At 68.3% G+C, this 16,037-nt stretch carries 16 protein-coding genes and 3 pseudogenes; 5 read left to right on the top strand and 14 right to left on the bottom strand.

The genetic code is table 11. The features are described from left to right. The first annotated feature begins 62 nt into the window (after nucleotides 1-62). Nucleotides 63-2,291 carry a telomere-associated protein Tap gene (gene tap / locus AB0B29_RS34875; RefSeq protein WP_362246261.1) on the top strand — a complete coding sequence of 743 codons (2,229 nt, stop codon included), beginning with the start codon at nucleotides 63-65 and terminating at the stop codon, nucleotides 2,289-2,291. A 12-nt stretch (nucleotides 2,292-2,303) separates the two neighbouring features. Continuing rightward, on the top strand, nucleotides 2,304-2,861 hold the full coding sequence (tpg, locus tag AB0B29_RS34870) for a telomere-protecting terminal protein Tpg (protein ID WP_362246259.1): 558 nt from the start codon (nucleotides 2,304-2,306) through the stop codon (nucleotides 2,859-2,861). 591 nt (nucleotides 2,862-3,452) lie between these two features. Here the strand turns inward: tpg and AB0B29_RS34865 are convergent. Then, nucleotides 3,453-4,859 (bottom strand): glutamine synthetase family protein, encoded by a 1,407-nt coding sequence (locus AB0B29_RS34865; RefSeq protein ID WP_362246257.1) that lies wholly within the window; start codon nucleotides 4,857-4,859, stop codon nucleotides 3,453-3,455. Here AB0B29_RS34865 and AB0B29_RS34860 point away from each other — a divergent pair. After that, nucleotides 4,848-5,069 carry a hypothetical protein gene (locus AB0B29_RS34860; protein WP_362246255.1) on the top strand — a complete coding sequence of 74 codons (222 nt, stop codon included), beginning with the start codon at nucleotides 4,848-4,850 and terminating at the stop codon, nucleotides 5,067-5,069. The genes AB0B29_RS34865 and AB0B29_RS34860 overlap by 12 nt on opposite strands. Before the next feature lie 60 nt (nucleotides 5,070-5,129). Here the strand turns inward: AB0B29_RS34860 and AB0B29_RS34855 are convergent, their stop codons facing one another. Together AB0B29_RS34855 and AB0B29_RS34850 are read right to left on the bottom strand one after the other, a co-directional pair. After that, nucleotides 5,130-5,522 (bottom strand): peptidase inhibitor family I36 protein, encoded by a 393-nt coding sequence (locus tag AB0B29_RS34855; protein ID WP_362246253.1) that lies wholly within the window; start codon nucleotides 5,520-5,522, stop codon nucleotides 5,130-5,132. Nucleotides 5,523-5,886: 364 nt separating this feature from the next. Next, nucleotides 5,887-6,057 (bottom strand): hypothetical protein, encoded by a 171-nt coding sequence (locus tag AB0B29_RS34850; protein ID WP_031106884.1) that lies wholly within the window; start codon nucleotides 6,055-6,057, stop codon nucleotides 5,887-5,889. Nucleotides 6,058-7,271: 1,214 nt separating this feature from the next. Here AB0B29_RS34850 and AB0B29_RS34845 point away from each other — a divergent pair. Further along, the gene (locus AB0B29_RS34845) at nucleotides 7,272-7,541 is read left to right on the top strand and encodes a recombinase family protein (protein ID WP_362246251.1); all 270 of its coding nucleotides are present in this window, start codon (nucleotides 7,272-7,274) and stop codon (nucleotides 7,539-7,541) included. Nucleotides 7,542-7,889: 348 nt separating this feature from the next. On the opposite strand, the gene AB0B29_RS34840 is transcribed toward AB0B29_RS34845, so the two are convergent. From AB0B29_RS34840 to AB0B29_RS34830, 3 genes are all read right to left on the bottom strand, one after another. Beyond that, nucleotides 7,890-8,624: a tRNA-dependent cyclodipeptide synthase gene (locus tag AB0B29_RS34840; RefSeq protein ID WP_362246249.1), complete on the bottom strand. Its 735-nt coding sequence runs from the start codon at nucleotides 8,622-8,624 to the stop codon at nucleotides 7,890-7,892. 536 nt (nucleotides 8,625-9,160) lie between these two features. Beyond that, nucleotides 9,161-9,319 carry a hypothetical protein gene (locus AB0B29_RS34835; protein WP_362246247.1) on the bottom strand — a complete coding sequence of 53 codons (159 nt, stop codon included), beginning with the start codon at nucleotides 9,317-9,319 and terminating at the stop codon, nucleotides 9,161-9,163. A gap of 57 nt (nucleotides 9,320-9,376) precedes the next feature. Continuing rightward, on the bottom strand, nucleotides 9,377-11,332 hold the full coding sequence (locus AB0B29_RS34830) for an amino acid transporter (protein WP_436845958.1): 1,956 nt from the start codon (nucleotides 11,330-11,332) through the stop codon (nucleotides 9,377-9,379). A 255-nt stretch (nucleotides 11,333-11,587) separates the two neighbouring features. Between AB0B29_RS34830 and AB0B29_RS34825 the strand changes: the two are divergent. Further along, nucleotides 11,588-11,863: pseudogene (locus AB0B29_RS34825) on the top strand (IS701 family transposase); the annotation flags it as partial. Nucleotides 11,864-12,227: 364 nt separating this feature from the next. Here AB0B29_RS34825 and AB0B29_RS34820 read toward each other — a convergent pair. From AB0B29_RS34820 to AB0B29_RS34785, 8 genes and pseudogenes are all read right to left on the bottom strand, one after another. Next, nucleotides 12,228-13,028: a class I SAM-dependent methyltransferase gene (locus AB0B29_RS34820; RefSeq protein ID WP_362246243.1), complete on the bottom strand. Its 801-nt coding sequence runs from the start codon at nucleotides 13,026-13,028 to the stop codon at nucleotides 12,228-12,230. Next, nucleotides 13,025-13,312, bottom strand: coding sequence for a plasmid pRiA4b ORF-3 family protein (locus AB0B29_RS34815; protein WP_362246241.1), 288 nt, complete (start codon nucleotides 13,310-13,312; stop codon nucleotides 13,025-13,027). The genes AB0B29_RS34820 and AB0B29_RS34815 overlap by 4 nt, the downstream gene beginning before the upstream one ends. Then, nucleotides 13,297-13,704 carry a transposase gene (locus tag AB0B29_RS34810; RefSeq protein ID WP_362246239.1) on the bottom strand — a complete coding sequence of 136 codons (408 nt, stop codon included), beginning with the start codon at nucleotides 13,702-13,704 and terminating at the stop codon, nucleotides 13,297-13,299. The genes AB0B29_RS34815 and AB0B29_RS34810 overlap by 16 nt, the downstream gene beginning before the upstream one ends. Nucleotides 13,705-13,710: 6 nt before the next feature. After that, nucleotides 13,711-13,851: a hypothetical protein gene (locus tag AB0B29_RS34805; protein WP_362246237.1), complete on the bottom strand. Its 141-nt coding sequence runs from the start codon at nucleotides 13,849-13,851 to the stop codon at nucleotides 13,711-13,713. 62 nt (nucleotides 13,852-13,913) lie between these two features. After that, nucleotides 13,914-14,230, bottom strand: a pseudogene (locus tag AB0B29_RS34800) (transposase); the annotation flags it as partial. A 68-nt stretch (nucleotides 14,231-14,298) separates the two neighbouring features. After that, nucleotides 14,299-14,426: pseudogene (locus AB0B29_RS34795) on the bottom strand (RacP protein); the annotation flags it as partial. A 93-nt stretch (nucleotides 14,427-14,519) separates the two neighbouring features. After that, the gene (locus AB0B29_RS34790) at nucleotides 14,520-15,368 is read right to left on the bottom strand and encodes a PhzF family phenazine biosynthesis protein (protein WP_436845957.1); all 849 of its coding nucleotides are present in this window, start codon (nucleotides 15,366-15,368) and stop codon (nucleotides 14,520-14,522) included. Between the two features lie 460 nt (nucleotides 15,369-15,828). Next, a complete protein-coding gene (locus AB0B29_RS34785; RefSeq protein ID WP_362246233.1) occupies nucleotides 15,829-16,026 on the bottom strand; it encodes a hypothetical protein in 198 nt (65 codons plus the stop codon). Nucleotides 16,027-16,037 lie beyond the last annotated feature (11 nt).

Genomic DNA, 16,037 nt, shown 5'->3' with positions numbered 1-16,037 from the left:
GTACGCAACCTGTACGCGATCCATACGGTTAATTCGGTAAAGTGTCGGTCAGGAGGTGTTCCATGGCCCAGTTGTTCGACGCGGTCGACGCGCTGGTCGCGTCCCGCTCCCCGCTGCCGCCGGCGGAGGAGCGCAAGCGGCTGCGCCAGGCTCACGGGCTGACGCTGGACGAAGTGGCTGCCGCGCTGAAGGTGCGCCGGGCAACGGTGTCCGGCTGGGAGTCGGTCAAGAAGACAACCGAGCCGCGCGGCCCCGAACGTGAAGCGTACGCGCGGCTGCTGAAGAAGCTTGCGGAGCTCTACCCCGCCCCGGACCCGGCGCCTCCCACGTTCACCGGCCGGCCAGCCCCCGCGGAGGCGCGGACTCTGTCCGCAGGCCCGACCTCCGAGGCGGCGGCCATGACCGAACACGAGAACACCCAGACCGCCCCCGCTTCTGCCGCTGCTGAGCAGGCCGCGCCACGCCTGGCCCGTACCACCAGGAGCACGTCGACGTCGACGTCGCGCCGCGCGGGCGCGCGGAAGGCGGTCCCGGCCGGAAACCCGGCGGGCGGCACCGACCCGAGTTTCGAGAACGGACCGCTTGCCGTCGTCGACGTCGACGCAGACGGTCAGGTGCTGGCGTACTGCGTCGGCGGCCTGGTTCAGGACGTACCGGCGAAGTCGATCCCGGCGTTGGTGGAGTGGACGCTGAAGGAGGCGAAGCTCGGTCAGCCGAAGCTGTCCGGCCCGGGCAAGGATGCCGACCCCCTGCTGGTGCTCACGGAGGCGGCGCTGGAGCGTTACGGTCTCCCGGTCGTTCTCACGGACGAGGAGCGGCTCGCGGGGCGGATCCCGGAAGGCCACAAGGTCGTCAAGCAGCTGGCCCGCGCGCAGTGGAAGCTGACCAAGAGGGGTTTCGGGCCGTGGGCGCGGATCTACCGTTCCGCCACCGGTTCGGAGCGGGCCTGCGTGCAGTTGTGCATCCCGTCGTGGCACGCGCTCGATGCCCGCCACTGGGGCGAGGCCGGGCAGTTGCCGCCGGCGGAACTCGCCCGGGTGCTGGGCGTGTACGCGTCCCGGGTGATGACGCCGCGCGGCTCCACCGCCGTCACCGGCCTGGAGCTGATGACTGCCCTGCATCCGCCGACCCGCGCCTCCGAACCCGACGTGACGGGCAAGCGGCACTCCGAGCACAACCCCGGCTCGCTGGGCAAGGGCCCGGTGGACTGCGCCCCGTGCGAGGCTCCCGACGGGCACCCGCTCCTCAAGGACCTGCCGCGCTTCCACGTCCGCGGCCCCGGCGAGAAGCTGTTCGAGGAGGCCTACGACTGGGCGCGGCCGATGACCGATGCCGAGTGCACCCTGCGGCACCTGGTCGGCATCGACGTGAACATGGCCTTCGCTGCCGGAGCGAACGGCCTGGTCGTCGGCCTCGGCGCACCCACGCACGTCAAGGCCCCGGTGTTCGACCCGAAACTGCCCGGCTCGTGGCTGGTGGACCTCTCGCACGTTGACCTGTCGAGGGTGAAGGTCGGCAAGGACAAGTGGGCGGACCTGGACGCGAGTCTGCTGCCCAGCCCGTTCACGCCGAAGGGCGAGCGTCCCGAGGGCCCGGCCTGGTACGCCACTCCCACCGTCGCCTACGCGGTGGAGCTCGGCTACGACGTCGCGCCGATCGAGGCGTACGTCCGCTTCGAGAACGGCCGCTATTTGGACGGCTGGTACAACCGGCTGCGCGACGCCTTCCTCGCCACGATGGCCGACCTCGGCGTCGACGCCGACCTGTCGCCGGCCGACTTCCTCACCGCGATGGACGGCTACAAGAGCCGTGACCCCGAGCTGGCGATCGTCGTCTCGGCGATCAAGGCAACGGTCAAGGGCGGCCTGGGCAAGCTGCGCGAGCGCCCGCGCGGCGAGGGCTGGCGGCCCGGCGAGCCGTGGCGCGCACTGTCCCGGCCGACATGGCGGCCCGACATCCGCGCCGCCGTCATCTCCCGCACCCGGATCAACCTGCATCGGAAGATCGTCAAGCACGCCGCGTTCACCGGGCACTACCCGGTCGCGATCCTGTCCGACTGCGTCGTCTACGCCGCGAACGGACCGAGCCCGCTGGACTTCCTGCCGTACCGGGACGGCAAGCCGCTGCCCGGCGGCTTCAAGCTCGGCATCAACCCCGGCCTGGTCAAGCACGAGGGCACCCAGGAAGTGCTGTGGGGCGAAGAGGTCCGCGAGCGGTTCAACGCCCCCGAGCTCAACCTCGCCCGGTACATCAAGGACGGCACCGTCACCGACGTCGACAACGGAGAGTAAGAGAGGGCGACGATGAGCCTGTTCGGGGACGGCCTGGAGGCCGCGGTGCAGAAGGCGTTCACCCGCCCGGTGCCCAAGAGCGCGGGGGCGCAGATGCGGTACCTGGTCAAGCAGCTCAAGGGCACCAAGGCGGTCGCCCAGATGCTGCGGATCTCCCAGCGCACGGTCGAGCGGTACGTGAAGGACCAGATCAAAAAGCCCCGCCCCGACCTCGCCGCGCGCCTGGAACGCGAGGTGAAGAAGCGCTGGCAGCCGCAGATCCGAGCCAAGGCCAAGGCGAAGGCGGCAAGCACCGGCGGCATCGTCATCGACACCCGGGCCCGCATGGGCTACACCGCGCCGATCGGGTCGACCGACCAGGACCGCATCCGGCACCTCACCGTCGCCCTGCCCCCGCAGTACGCCGCCCGCCTCTTCGAAGCCCAGGAGGCCGGCGCCACCGACGCCCGACTGCAGGAGATCGCCGCCGAAGCCCTCAAGGAGGTCTATTTCCAGGACGGCGGCCGCCGCGCCGGAAGCCTGGAAGAGGTCCGGTTCACGGACATCGAGCACCTCGAGTTCGACCTGTAGGTCTCCCAACAGCAAGGGCCCGAACTGCCCGCTGGTTCGGGCCCTTGCTGCTGCTCCTGGCTTTGTAGCGTCTGGATTTCGGTGTGAAGGTATCACCATCCCGTTTCCCGAGGTCTTGCCAGAGCATCCGCCGTGCTTTCCGAGGTTCTCCCGATGACCCGACGTCTTAAGTTGGTGCCGTGTCAGAAACAGAACGCATACGCATAGGTGCGATCGGTTGTGGCACCGTTGCCCAGATCATGCACCTGCCCTATCTTCGCAGTCTTTCCGAGTAATTCGAGATATCCGTGCTCGGTGACCTTTCACCGGGTCTGCTCGGTCTGCTCGGTGACCAGTACGGCGCACCACCGGCTCGCAGGTTCCTTGATTACCGGGGCTTGCTGGAGAGGGATGTGGACGCTGTTCTGGTGCTCAGCGGCGGCAGCCACGCCCCGCAGGTCCTGGCCTCCGCAGACGCGCCGGTGATCATCAGGCTTCGGGGCGGGTGGCGGTGGCTGTTGCCTGCGGCGTAGCAGTCGCCAGCGTGGACCTGAACGGGCGGGCGACCGGTGCCGATGCCGAAGCTGGGTCTCTGCGGGGCGAAGGGAAAGATCAAGCACGGTGGAAACCCCGCTCGCGCTCAACGTCGGTGACCTGTCTGCGGTGCCAGGCGAGTTCGGCCTGGGCCGCGCGGGCGTAGTGGTTCATGACTGTTTCCCCAAGTGCGTGGTACACGACCTTGCTGCCGATGAAGCTGTTCATGGCTTCGGTGAGGTCGGCTGGCACGGGGGCGGCCTCGCTTGCCGTGTAGGCGTCGCCGCCACAGGGCGCCGGAAGTTCGGGGTGGTCCTGGATACCGTGGATGATGGCGGCGCAGGCGGCAGTGAGAGCGAGGTAGAGGTTGGCGTCGGCGCCCGGCAGGCGGACTTCGAGGTGGGCGCTCTCGCCCACACCGGTGACGCGAATGGCGCAGGTGCGGTTGTCGAAGCCCCAGGTGTAGCTGGTCGGGGCGAAGGTGTGCGGAGCGTACCGCCTGTAGGCGTTGGGGGTGGGGGCATAAAGCGGAGCCAGGTGTGGCATTCCGGACACCAGGCCGGCAATGGCCCGTTCCAACACCGGAGGCAGGTCCGCGCTCCGGTGGTAGGCGAACGCGTTGCCGCTGGCGGACCACAGCGACAGGTGCAGATGCAGGCCGCTGCCCACACCGGTCGCGGGTGCGGCCATGAACGTCGGAGTCATACCGCGCCGCTGAGCGAGGTCCGGCACGATGAGTCGGAAGGCGGTGTAGGCGTCGCACGCCGACATCACCTCGCCGTAGGCGAAGGTCACTTCGACCTGGCCTGCCGCACCCTCGGTCTTGATCGCCTCGACGGGAACGCCCGCTTCCCGCAGAGCATCCTGGAGGTGCTGGAGTAAGTCAGCGACTTCCGGGGGATGGCTGAGGGCGTAGTCGAGGTCGCCAGACCAGGCCGGGCGCAAACCACGGTATGCCGACCTGTGTGCCTCCTGGTCAGTGCCTTGGTACAGCACGAACTCAACCTCCGTGCCCAGCGCCACGTGGTAGCCGAGATCGTCCAGCCGCTCCAGCTGAGTACGCAGCATGTGGCGGGGAGCGACCTCGACGGGCCGGCCGTCGTGTTGGAAGACATCACCCATGATGAGGGCAGTGCCGGGCTGGTGGGGCAGGAGGCGGATGCTGCTCGGATCCGCCTTCACACCGATGTCGCCATAGCCCTGCTCCCAGCCGGTGAGGGCGAAGCCATCGAGCGGGGTCATGTCGACGTCCGTGGCCAGGACGTAGGCACACATCTCCGCCTCGGAGTTCATCCGGTCCACGAAGACGGGAGCGGTGAAAATCTTGCCCTTGGGGCGACCCTGCATGTCCGGCACGGCGAGTCTCACCGCTGTGATCTGCCCACTCTGGACGGATTCCTTGAACGTCCCCAGCGTGACGGCTCCAGTGGGCCGGGGCCAAAGTGCCGTGGGTTGCTCGTTGCGCTGTTCGTCGTGGCTGTGCATCAGACGTCCTCCTCTGGTCCGCCCTGCTGGGCGGTGATGGCGACTCGTTCCGCTGGCGAGGTTGCAGATGACGGAGAAGCTGATCGCGAAGTTGCCGAAGACATCTATCTTTCGGGCGAGTTCGGCCTGGACGCCGAGCTGGGCCAGGATGGCGTTGTCGTGGGCGTAAAAGGAGGCGTCTTGGCTCTGCGAGACACCGAGCTCCTCTGAAGATACGGGGAACGAAATGAGGACGGAAAGCAGGCAGTCTCAGCCAAGGGGGCCGGCTGCTCATCGGTAGCGCGTCCCCTGTCGGCAGGCAGCGTCCGAAGTCGCCGGAACTCGGTCTGCCAATCGTGACCCAGGCCTCCCGGGGGCGCGGGCCCGCTCCGGGCTTCCGGGGCACCCGGACAAACCGTTGACGGGCGTACGCGTCTGCGGTCTGAACCGGGTGTCGGCGCCTCTCTCCCGGGTGCGGGCGGTGCGGTCCGAGGTGTTGCGGATGGAGCTGCCGCGGTCACGGATCGCCGAGGGCAGGACCGTCACGCTGCCGTCCACGGCGCGCGGCAACCAGGGGTGCCCGCCGAAGTCGATCTCGGGGTAGATGAAGACGTAGCCGGAGGGGCAGTCGATGGCGGCCCGCTGTGGAGTGGCCTCACCGGAAGCGGAAGCCGTTACGCACATCGAGGACAGGATGAGGGCGGCGACGGCCCCGGCACGCATCAAATTTTTGATCACGCACCAGAGATACGGGCTGCAACGGGCTGGCCGGGCGGCTTTGCCCGCCTCTTCACTCCGGTGGAGGAAGCCGGCGCGTGACGCGGGTCGGCTCGCCGATGCCAGGGCCAGGCCGTGCGGGGTGTCGGGTGTGGCTGGGGTCCGGTGACTGGAGGTGCAGGTTCCGCTGCTTCACCGGGCCCCAGCTATGAGGCCGTGTGCCCGGGAAGGTGTTGGTTACACCGTTTGCCACGGGGGATGCCCTGAGACTCAACAGGCCTGTGGGGCCCGGGTGTGCCCGGGCCCCACAGGCTGGCTGCTGTGTGGTGGGCTACCAGCGATACCAGCGGCCCTTGCGGCCGCCTGTGTCCGCACTGCGCAGCACGAAGCCCAGCAGCCAGACGACCAGCACGATGACGGCGATCCACCACAGTGCCTTCAGCGCGAATCCCGCGCCGAAAAGGATCAGAGCCAGAAGCAGGACGAGAAGCAGGGGAACCATAGTTATCAACCTCCGTCGCTCCTGGTGCCCGGTAATTCGAAGAACACGCGGCTGTTCTGCCTGGTTTCTACACTGCTCTTGCGGGAACTGGGCTCCGTTTCGTCACTGGTGTTCACCTCACGGCCAGCGGGCGCCCGGCGCGCCCGCGCGAATCCGACGCGCAACTTGGAGCGGGACTTGCTGTCCACGCCCCGCTCGTCTGGCTTCGTGGGTGAATCTCGCGGACAAAGCCACCCACCCGATGAGGAGGTGATGCGCACCAACGGTGTCCGACTCCACTCCACTGAGTGGAGTCCACCGGCCGGGAGTGGACGACACCGTGCTCAGCGTCCACTTCACCGAGTGGAGCCACTGGATGAAGTGGACAACGTGGGGGTGCGCACGCCCACCGAGTGGATGCGCACCGGATGGACGTGGTGCGCCTCGTGGCGCGCACGGATGGACTCGGTGCGCACCCACCCGCACGGTGGTGCGGCTACCGTTGCTACCCGCACATTTGTGAAGCCGGGAGCTGGCCTCTTCCCGCAGCACCCCGGCGCTTCACGACGATGGTCCCTATGAGTACCTCCGTGTGGATCGGTGCGGTCGCAGGAGTTGTCGGAACGGCTACCGGTGGCGCGCTTTCCATCTGGTCAGCACGCTGGACCCAGAGGGCACAAGAGCGCACCGCGCGAACCGGGCAGCGGGCGCGCCCGGCTGCGGCCGCAGAGGCCGCACTGACCGAACTCCTGGAGATCCCTCGCGATTTCCGGAAGACCAGGACGCCTGACGAAGACGAGTGGGGGGCCGCAATGATGCAGAACACCCACGTACAAGACGGAGCCGGTCGGCCGCCGTGATTCGAGGGGAGACCGTGAACGACGACCGACCCAACGACCTGCCCGCCGGACACATCGACCGGGAGCCTTCGCCCGAGCAGTTCCGCACCGACCGGGAGGCAGCGCTCCGCGAGGTGCTCGCGGAGGCCGGGGTGGAGTTCGGGGCCTACGACGAGCGGATCGTGCAGTGGGCCGGCCAGATGATGGATGTGGGCACCATCGCCACGATCGCCAGCTGGGTGAAGCGGGCGGCTCAGTCGCGACCACTCCTCACAACCGTGCTCTCCGTCTCGTGTTCGTGTGTTGTGTCTCCACCGCCGACCAGGCAGTCGACGGCTACGGCCTCCCCGCCCAGGAAACCGACTGCCGGAAGTGGGCCAAGGCCCAGCCCCCCGCGTGCGGATCGTGCACATGGTCACGGACGGGGACGGCAAGGCCGGAAAGTCGGGGACGACGCTGCTCGACGAGCGCCCCGGGCTCATGGAGGCCGTGGAGTGGATCGCCGAGGGCAAAGCGGACGGGATCCTGGCTCCGAACCTGGACCGGCTCGCCCGTGAGCTCACCGTGCAGGAAACCGTGCTCTCCTACGTGGGCCGCCCGCGACATACCGCGAGCGGCCCGCTCCTTGGGCAGGTGCTGCACTGCCTGACCGTCAGTTCTGAGTAGCCGTACGGCGCCTGCGGGCGAAGTGGACCGGGCCGGTGCCGGCCAGCACGACGGCGAGACCGAGACCGGCGACGAGGGGTGCGCTGCTTGGAGTCATTTCAGGGCGGCCACTGGCCCCACCGACACGGACCGGCTGAGCGGACTCCTCAGCGGTGAGATCCGCGGGGCCGGACTCGAAGGCTCAGGCTCTTGCAGGAACGAGCGGCCACCGGAGCGGTCCGGCCCCGCAGACATTGTTCAGTGCCTATCCTTGGCTTCACCGCCACGAGCCTTCCGGTCGGCGTCCCTCCCCCCAGTGGGTGGTGCCCGGTACCGCCTTGCCGTTTGCCGGCACTTGGGCCGGTGGGTTCAGTTCGTAGGGATGTGCGCCTTGTGTTGTTTTGCGCCTGAGGGACTTTTCGCTTCTTGTTCGCGGGCGCGCAGGCCGATGTATCCCTGGCCGGGAAAGGCCCGGAATGCGGAGTCTTCGTTGAAGAAGTGGGTGAATTGTGCTGCCGGTTTGCTGTAGGCGGTGACTGTTTGTGACGCGCCGAAGATCCCTACGGCGTTGATGGCGAAGGGCAGCGCTTTCATGCTGTGGATCAGTCCGGTGGTGATGTGCTGTTCTGTAGGCTCCCAGCCGGCAGGCATCCTTGCTTTGGCTGCGTCCCGGGTGCCTTGTCGGCACAGCGCACGGTAGGCGGGGTCCTGCATGGCGTGCTGGACGTAGGCGCACGCCCGGCGGTATTCCGGGTTGTCCGTCCAGTCCTCGAACTCGCTCACCCGCAGATCGGGATCCCCCGCTGCTTGTCGGGCGCGTCGGATACGCGAGGCCATCTGACGGACATCCGCCCGGGCCTTCTTGCGGGCCTCGCTGCCCGGGAGTCCGCGGGCGAGGTAGGTGGCCTCGGTCATCTGCAGGTCGGACACCACGATGTCGACGTGCTTGATCTCCTGGGCGGCCCACTGGAACAGGATCGCCAGGCGGGAGACGGAGAGGTACGGATTGCCAGGACTGACCATGAGGACGATGTGCTCGCCCGCGGCCAGGATGCGGGCGCAGTTGTCGGTGCAGGGCTCAATGTCCACCAGCTCGTGCTGCACAATCTCCCTACGTCCCGTCCAACCCCAATGATCACTTACAGCACACCGTAAGGCACTGCGTGTTCTTCCGCGCGCGGCAGACTTGGGCAGAGCAGCGCTGCGTCAAATGCGGGCTCGGCATAAGCAAACATGCCCGTGGCGATGTGGGCTCCGCTGTTCGGAGTGACCGCTCTCGAAGAGCGTCTTTTCCCGCAGTCACCGGTCCCAAAGAATGCCGGCCCGTCGGCAGCACCCAGCCGCTGAGCAGCAAGACCCGGGTGTGCGTGCGGGGCCGGGCAGCACCTGCTCACCGGCCTTGGTAGGCACGACACCGCCTGACGTGTGGCCGTACTGGAACACCGCTCGATCGGTGTCGTCGGCGGCTGCGCCGATGTCGGAGAGGCCTCCGGGGATGTTCCCCCCAGGGGTTCTGGTCGTCGTTCGTGTAGCGGTGGATGCCCTGGGCGGAGTTGCCCCCCCACACGTTGGTCCGGGATCCCGGCCCGGTCTGGGCAGCCGGGCGGCAGCGCCATTGAAGAGGACTCACGGTCGGTAGATCATTCGATCAAACCGGCTGTGATCAGTGCCCAGGCGGCGAGCCCCCACAGCCACATCGATGCAGTGACGAACCCGGCGGTTCCCAGGGCGGCCATCAGCACGAACAGGACGTACTGCACCCGTCGGATACCGCGGTCGGGCCTCGAGCGCCTCGCCATCGTGCCAGCTTCTTTTCGATCGCTTCACTTCGTGCATGCGGCCGGGGTGGCGCGGCTTCAGCCACCGACGTGGATGCCGGGGCGGCGGTCGGGGTCGGGTTCGTTGCTGCGGATGATTTCGCGGGTGACGGGGGCGGTGTCGCCGCGGCCGAGGAGGAAGTAGCGGAACATGTGCTTCAAAGGGCTGCCTTCGGCCCAGGCGAAGTAGCAGTGGGGCCGCACACCGGTGGCGTCGCGCAGGGCGAGCAGGATGGCGGCGATGGCGTTGGGTGCGGCCGGGGCCTGGGCGCGCAGGATGCGGTAGCCGTCGACTTCGACGCCGTGGACGGTGAGGGTTTCGCTGAAGTCGGACGGGTCGACGACATCGATCTCCAGGAAGAGCACATCCGCGAGGCCCGGTACCGGGTTGGTGCCGCGCTGCTCGCGTTCTTTGGCGCTGTACTCGGCCTTGTCGCCGGCCTGGCGGCGGTTGGCGATGATGTTGATGGACTGGTCGTGGGCGAGGGTGTCGGTGATGAACTGGCGGGCGGCTTCGTCGAAGACGAGGCGGTCGGCGCGCAGTTCGGTGGTGCGGGAGATCCGGGAGATGAGCGACACGGTGATGATGCCGAGGATGAAGAAGCCGGAGATGGCGATGCCATCGGGCTTGTCGACGATGTTGGCGATCAGCGCGTAGAGCAGCACTGCCGTGAGCGCGGCGAAGCCGGCGGTGGCCGCGCGCCGCCGGTTGCGGGCGACGAAGACGGTGACGGCGAAGGCGCCGGAGACCATCATCGCCAGGATGCCGGTGGCGTAGGCGCCGGCCTGCTTGTCGACGTCGGCGTCGAAGGCGACGGTGATGATGATGCACAGGGCGGTGTAGACGAGGACGACCGGGCGTACCGCGCGTCCCCACTCGGGGGCCATGCCGTAGTCGGGCAGGTAGCGGGGCACGATGTTGATGAGTCCCGCCATGGCGGATGCGCCGGCGAACCACAGGATGAGGATGGTGCTGATGTCGTAGACGGTTCCGAAGACCTCGCCGACGTGCTCGTGCGCGAGCCAGGCCAGGGCACGTCCGTTGGCGGCGCCTCCGGCCTTGAACTCGTCCTCGGGGATGAGGACGGTGGTGACGAAGCTGGCGGCCAGCAGGTAGACGCTCATGATGAGCGCTGCGGTGGTGAGCAGCTTGCGGGTGTTGCGGATGCGGGCCTGCAGGCGCTGTTCGTCGTTGGCGCCGTCGGCCGCCACCAACGGCATCATGCTCACACCGGTTTCGAAGCCGGACAGGCCCAGCACCAGCAGAGGGAAGGCCAGCAGTGCGGGGCCCGCGAGGTCGCCGAAGCCGCCGAGATCCGTCAGGGAGCCGGTCCACGCAGACCAGGCGCCGGCATCGGTGAGCACGTGGGTCACGCCGACGCCGATGACGACGGCGTTGAGGGCGAGGAAGACAGCCACCAGGGGGATGGCCACCTTGACCGCTTCTCTGAAGCCCAGCAGGAAGACGCCGCCGAGGATCAGCAGCAGCACCACCGTCAGGGCGACTTCATGGCCGTGCAGGGCGGCGGGGAAGAAGGGGTTCTCCACCACATGGACGGAGGCGTCCGCGGTGGACAGGGTGATGGTGATGATCCACGAGGTGGCCACGAAGCCGAGCAGGACGAGCACGAACAGCTTGCCCCACCAGAACGGCAGCAGATCCTCGAGCATCGCCACCGACCCCGCCCCGTTAGGGCTCTGCCTGGCCACCCGGCGGTACATCGGCAGCATCCCCAGCAGTGTCAGCGCAACAATCAGCAACGTCGCCAAGGGCGATACGGCCCCCGCCGCGAGGGCTGCGATCGCCGGGACGTAGGCCAGGCTGGAGAAGTAGTCCACGCCGGTCAGGCACATCACCTTCCACCAGGCATGCGGCTCGGCATGACTCTCACCCGCCGCCGGCCCCACCGGCTGCACCCGGTGCCGCAACAGCCACCGCGCCGCCGCACCGGTCGGCTGTGCACGCAGCGCGGGACTGTCCACCGTCTCCGGCATCACCGGCCCACTCGCCTCGCTCATATCCCCCATGTCCTTTCAGCCTGTCTGTCGAATCGATCGCCGCACGCCACCGCATACCCGCTGGTGCGACGATCACTGAGTATGCGCCCTGCCGACCGCCCGACACCGCGGCGCTGGTAGCGGGTGAGATGCCGGTGGGCCATCAGGGCCGGCTGAATGATCGGTGCCAGCTGAGTCGGAAGGGCGCGGTGAGGGTGCAGACGCTATGCCGGGGCGGAGTCATGTCCGAGGACACTCCTCGTCGAGTGGCCTAACGGCCAGGACGCTCCGACGGACTGCTGGATATCGAACCTGCCGGCCACCACACCGGCCGCTGGCCTGGTGCGGTGGGCCACGATGCGCTGGTGGATCGAGCACGATTACCGCGGACTCAAGCATGGTCTGGGGCTGGACCACTTCGAGGGCCGCACGTGGCGCGGCTGGCTCCACCACGTCGCCCTCGTCACCGCCGCCCAGGCGTTCCTCGCTGTCCGGAGGGTCGACCCAAAATTCCGCACACCGGCCTGACTTTCTATCAGGTCCTCGACGTTCTTCAGGACCTGCTGAGGTGCTGGACCGGTACCTGCACCACCTGCGGACGCCCCCTGCCCCGCCCCCGGAGCAGCCACAGACAGCCCACAACCTAACGAAGCGTTACTAGTGCTGCACCGTACAAGTTCCGCCGATGGTTATCGGGCAGTGAGGTGTTTGTTGATGGCGTCGATGTCGAGGCGGTCGTGCGTGGTGCGGCTGCCCCGCGGTTGTCAGCACGATGAGCGACGCGAGGTTGCCGAGGCCGGGATGTTCCCGGTTTGTGTATCAGCAGGGTCGTTGCCCGCCTGACCCAGCCGCCCGTCGGCCTGCCTGCAGGCCTGGCCCGGCCGGTGGAGGGTCAGTGACCGGCGCCAGCCTTGACCGCTTTCGTGGCGAAGTAGCCGGAGAGCCAGCCGGCGGTAACCTGCGAGTGGTGCGGCGCCTCGGCGAAGCCGGTGATGGCGAAGCCCGCCGCGATCTGCCCGCCGAGCTGCTCGGTGAGCGTGTGGCTGTACTCCAACGGCGCGTCGAGGCCCCACAGTCGTTCCCGCTCAGCCGGCTCCAGATGGGTGAGGTCACTGTAGGGCAGGCGGTGGCGCACCACCAGCTCGCCGCGCGCTTCCAAGGATTCGGCGTCGAACAGGTAGACGTCCGGGTTGAGGAAGCCGGACAGCAGCGTCCCGCCGGGGCGCAGCACGCGGTGGCACTCACGCCAGACCGGCGCCAGCTCCGGGATGAACAGGTTGGAGACCGGGTGGACGACAAGGTCGAACGAGGCGTCCGGGAACGGGCTCAGGTCGCGCGCGTCGCCGAGCACGGTGCATAGGCCGAGCCCCTCCCGCGCCGCGACCATCTCGTCCTGCGCCAGCTGGCGGGGCGAGTTGTCGAAGACGGTCACCCGCGCACCCGCCGCGGCCAGCACCGGGCCCTGCTGCCCGCCGCCGGAGGCGAGGCAGAGCACGTCGCGACCGGCGATCTCCGGCGGGAACCAGGTCGGGTCGACCGGCTCGTACCCGATCAGGACGATGGACCACTGGCCTGCCCGCGCCTTCGCGATCACCTCGGGGCCGACCGGGCGTGACCACTCGTTGCCCTCCTCCACCTCGCGGTCCCAGGCGAGGCGGTTGTGCGCGACGGGGTCGACGGGGGTCTGGCTCATACGTCGTACCCTAGTTGCGTGCCGCCGCCGGGGGGAGTGACCGTATCCAGCGGGGTCTTCCGCTCGTCGCGGTGACCGGGTTCGCTGTCGCGTAGCCCGTAGTCGCCGGCCGGGGTGGTGAAGAGGTGCAGGGGATAGTTCTCCCAGCCCATCGCGGTCTGGATCACCAGGTGCAGACGTGAGAGTTTGCAGTCGGCCGTGACCTGCAGCCGTCGCCAGATCGGCGGGCGGATGTCGGCCCAGGGTGACGTTGATCTGAAGGACGGAGTCAGCGGGCACGGCACTCTTCCTTCGCGGCGGCGGGCTCGTCCCCGGTCTGGCGGGGGCGACCGTCGTAGTTCCAACGGAACGGACAGGCCGTCTCGTTGTGGACGATGGCGAAGTCGCTGACCTTCTCAAGCAGGTCGGTGCCGGAGGAGAAGTCGCCGTGACGCAGGACGGCGCGGGCCGGCGGGGAGAAGAAAATCTTCACCTGGTTCAGCCAGGAGGCGTGCTTGGGGGTGTAGTGCGGCACGATCCGCGGATGCCGCTTCAACCAAGCCCGGGTGACCTTGGAGGTATGCGAGGAGCCGTTGTCCGGAATCAGTTGGATCGTCAGCCTGATTGGAATGCACCGCTGAAGCCGGGCCAGGAACCGGATGAAGTGCGCGGAGTCGTTGCGCTTCAGCTCCTCCATGACCACCTACCCCGTGTGCACGTCCAGCGCGACGGTGACCGAGACGATGCCGTGGCGGATGTACTCGAACTCCCGCCGCCGCCCCGGGCCCGGCGGCCGGCCGGGCTGCCTGCGCGAGCAGGCGGCCGTCGCGGTCTTCTCGTCCATTGACAGCACCATTGAGCCCGGCGGGCAGCTGCGGTAGAGGGCGCATACCTCGGCCGCCAGGGCGCGACCGCGCGGGGTCCTTTGCCCAAGTCGCGGCGGATCCGCCCAGCGAGAGGATCGCGGATCTGGCCGACGATCCGGCCGCTGCCCAGCGGGCCATGAACCCCCAAACGGTGTGCCAGGGCGGGAAATTTGCAGGCAGGGCCCGCCACTTGCAACCCGTATCGACGACGTATCGAATCACGTCGACGATCTCGCGGCGGGGATGCTTCTCCGGCCGGCCGGCCTTGCTGGTCTCGCAGGCCGGGGCGGGCTGCAGCGATTCGAGCAGGGCCCATTCGGCGTTCGTGGTGTCCGAGGGATAGCGGCGTCGGCGCATGACGCGGGCCTTCGAGCGCGGCGGGACCGCCCCGCGGGGCGGTCCCGCCGCAGGTCAGGAGCTGGCGTGAGGTCGAGGGTGGATTCGATGGAGTTGAGCTGGGCGATGATGTGCTTGACCCACTGTCGTCCGGGTGGGCGGCTGCGTGCGGGGCGGCGGTGCCGGTGATGAACCGGCGGAACTCGCTCAGCTTCTTCCTGCCCCCTTGTCCGATCCGGCGCGGGCCGCCAGGAGCGGGCGTTTCTCCTGACCGACTTCGTGACCGGCCGCCAGGCTTTCGTGCTGGTTCTCATCGCCACAGCGCGGCGGTACCACGGAAGCAGGTGGTCGTCGTTCCGCCGACCCAGACAGTCCCGTCAGGGTCGGCCGTGATGGTGATCTCTCCCGCCCGGCCGAGCCGCGCGCCCTGGGAGACCTTGTAGCTCGCGGGCACCGCGCCTGTGCTGGTCAGCCACTGGCCGACCGAAGCATTCATGCTGCCGCAGACCGGATCTTCGGCCACTCCAACGCCAGGGGCGAAGGTGCGTAGCTCGAACGCCTGCTCCGAGCCTGGCGGGTACGCGCCGATCGCCCCCACCATGGCGGTCGGGATCTGCGACAGGTCGAACTCCAGGTCGAGCACTTCCTGAGCGGTGGCGAGCCGGACGACCGCCCAGCCGGGGCCGTTGTCGACCCACTGGTGGCCGAGCACCTGGTCGCGGTCGATGCCGAACGCCGCCACGACCTGGTCCAGGTACTCCTTCTCCAGCTCACCGGTGCGCCGGGTGGGCGGGGCCGCGAACGACAAGATGTCCTCGCCACGACGCACTTCGACAAGTCCGGCCTCGCACTCCTGCACGATCCGGTCTTCCAGTCGGGGGGTTCCGCCGTGCTCAAGCCAGGCATGGGCACAGCCGAGGGTGGGATGGCCGGCGAACGGAAGCTCGCCACCGGGGGTGAAGATCCGCAGCCGGTAGTCCGCCTCCGGGGCCAAAGGCGGCAGCACAAAGGTCGTCTCCGACAGGTTCGTCCAGCGGGCAACGCGCTGCATCGCCTGATCGTCCAGGTTGGCCGCGTCGAGCACAACCGCTACCGGGTTGCCGAGATAGGGAGTCGAGGAGAACACGTCGACCTGTGCAAACGGACGTGAGCGCCGCATGAGCATCTGGGGCCTTTCAGTAGCAGCGGAAGCAGTTCCGTGGGCGGGAACATGTCCACCCCAGCGGATGCACCGATGCCCGGACAGGGCCACTTTCGAATAATTGGACTCATGTGCGGAGGCCAAGAGTCCGCCGGATCAGGTGGTTATGAGAAGGCGGCGCGGTGCCGAGGCGATCTGCGCGCTCCTCGCTGCCGGTGCCCTTGACGGTCTGGTACGTCACGTCGAGCCGGGCCCTTACCGACTCACCACAGAGTCGGTGACGTACATCAGGCGACACGGCTCATAGACGCAGCACTCACCATCGCTGGAACTGCGCACCCCGGCCCCTGGTTGACCTGCGCACCTCCGCGAGCCGTCAGACGGTGCTCACCGACACATCGCCATCACGCTCGGCTTTTCGCTCTACACCGTGACGCTGGTGAAGTCGCAGAACGCCTCATGCATCGCAGGCGGCACCTCACCCGCACGTGTGGATCCGGCCGATGCGAGGGCGGACAGAGCTGACGACGAGGGCATACTCCGAGCGTCTCGTCTGTGCGCGCACCTGGCCAGGGGCGACCTCCTCCGCGAGGCCCCGGGAGTGGTCCAGCAGCAGGTCGACGAAGTGCCGCTCGGCGACGTTCTGCGCCGACGACGCCGCACGGATACCTGGCACGACCCACGGCC

The sequence above is a fragment of the Streptomyces tibetensis genome (genome assembly GCF_040647715.1).
Lineage (GTDB): Bacteria > Actinomycetota > Actinomycetes > Streptomycetales > Streptomycetaceae > Streptomyces > Streptomyces tibetensis_A.
This window is presented reverse-complemented; position numbering and strand designations above follow the sequence as displayed.

Bases quoted from the DNA above. Each gene is read 5' to 3' on its own strand.
- tap (WP_362246261.1), top strand. From the start codon at position 63: ATGGCCCAGTTGTTCGACGCGGTCGACGCGCTGGTCGCGTCCCGCTCC.
- tpg (WP_362246259.1), top strand. From the start codon at position 2,304: ATGAGCCTGTTCGGGGACGGCCTGGAGGCCGCGGTGCAGAAGGCGTTC.
- AB0B29_RS34865 (WP_362246257.1), bottom strand. From the start codon at position 4,859: ATGCACAGCCACGACGAACAGCGCAACGAGCAACCCACGGCACTTTGG.
- AB0B29_RS34855 (WP_362246253.1), bottom strand. From the start codon at position 5,522: ATGTGCGTAACGGCTTCCGCTTCCGGTGAGGCCACTCCACAGCGGGCC.
- AB0B29_RS34850 (WP_031106884.1), bottom strand. From the start codon at position 6,057: ATGGTTCCCCTGCTTCTCGTCCTGCTTCTGGCTCTGATCCTTTTCGGC.
- AB0B29_RS34835 (WP_362246247.1), bottom strand. From the start codon at position 9,319: ATGGCGAGGCGCTCGAGGCCCGACCGCGGTATCCGACGGGTGCAGTAC.
- AB0B29_RS34830 (WP_436845958.1), bottom strand. From the start codon at position 11,332: ATGCCGGAGACGGTGGACAGTCCCGCGCTGCGTGCACAGCCGACCGGT.
- AB0B29_RS34820 (WP_362246243.1), bottom strand. From the start codon at position 13,028: ATGAGCCAGACCCCCGTCGACCCCGTCGCGCACAACCGCCTCGCCTGG.
- AB0B29_RS34810 (WP_362246239.1), bottom strand. From the start codon at position 13,704: ATGGAGGAGCTGAAGCGCAACGACTCCGCGCACTTCATCCGGTTCCTG.
- AB0B29_RS34805 (WP_362246237.1), bottom strand. From the start codon at position 13,851: ATGGACGAGAAGACCGCGACGGCCGCCTGCTCGCGCAGGCAGCCCGGC.
- AB0B29_RS34790 (WP_436845957.1), bottom strand. From the start codon at position 15,368: ATGCGGCGCTCACGTCCGTTTGCACAGGTCGACGTGTTCTCCTCGACT.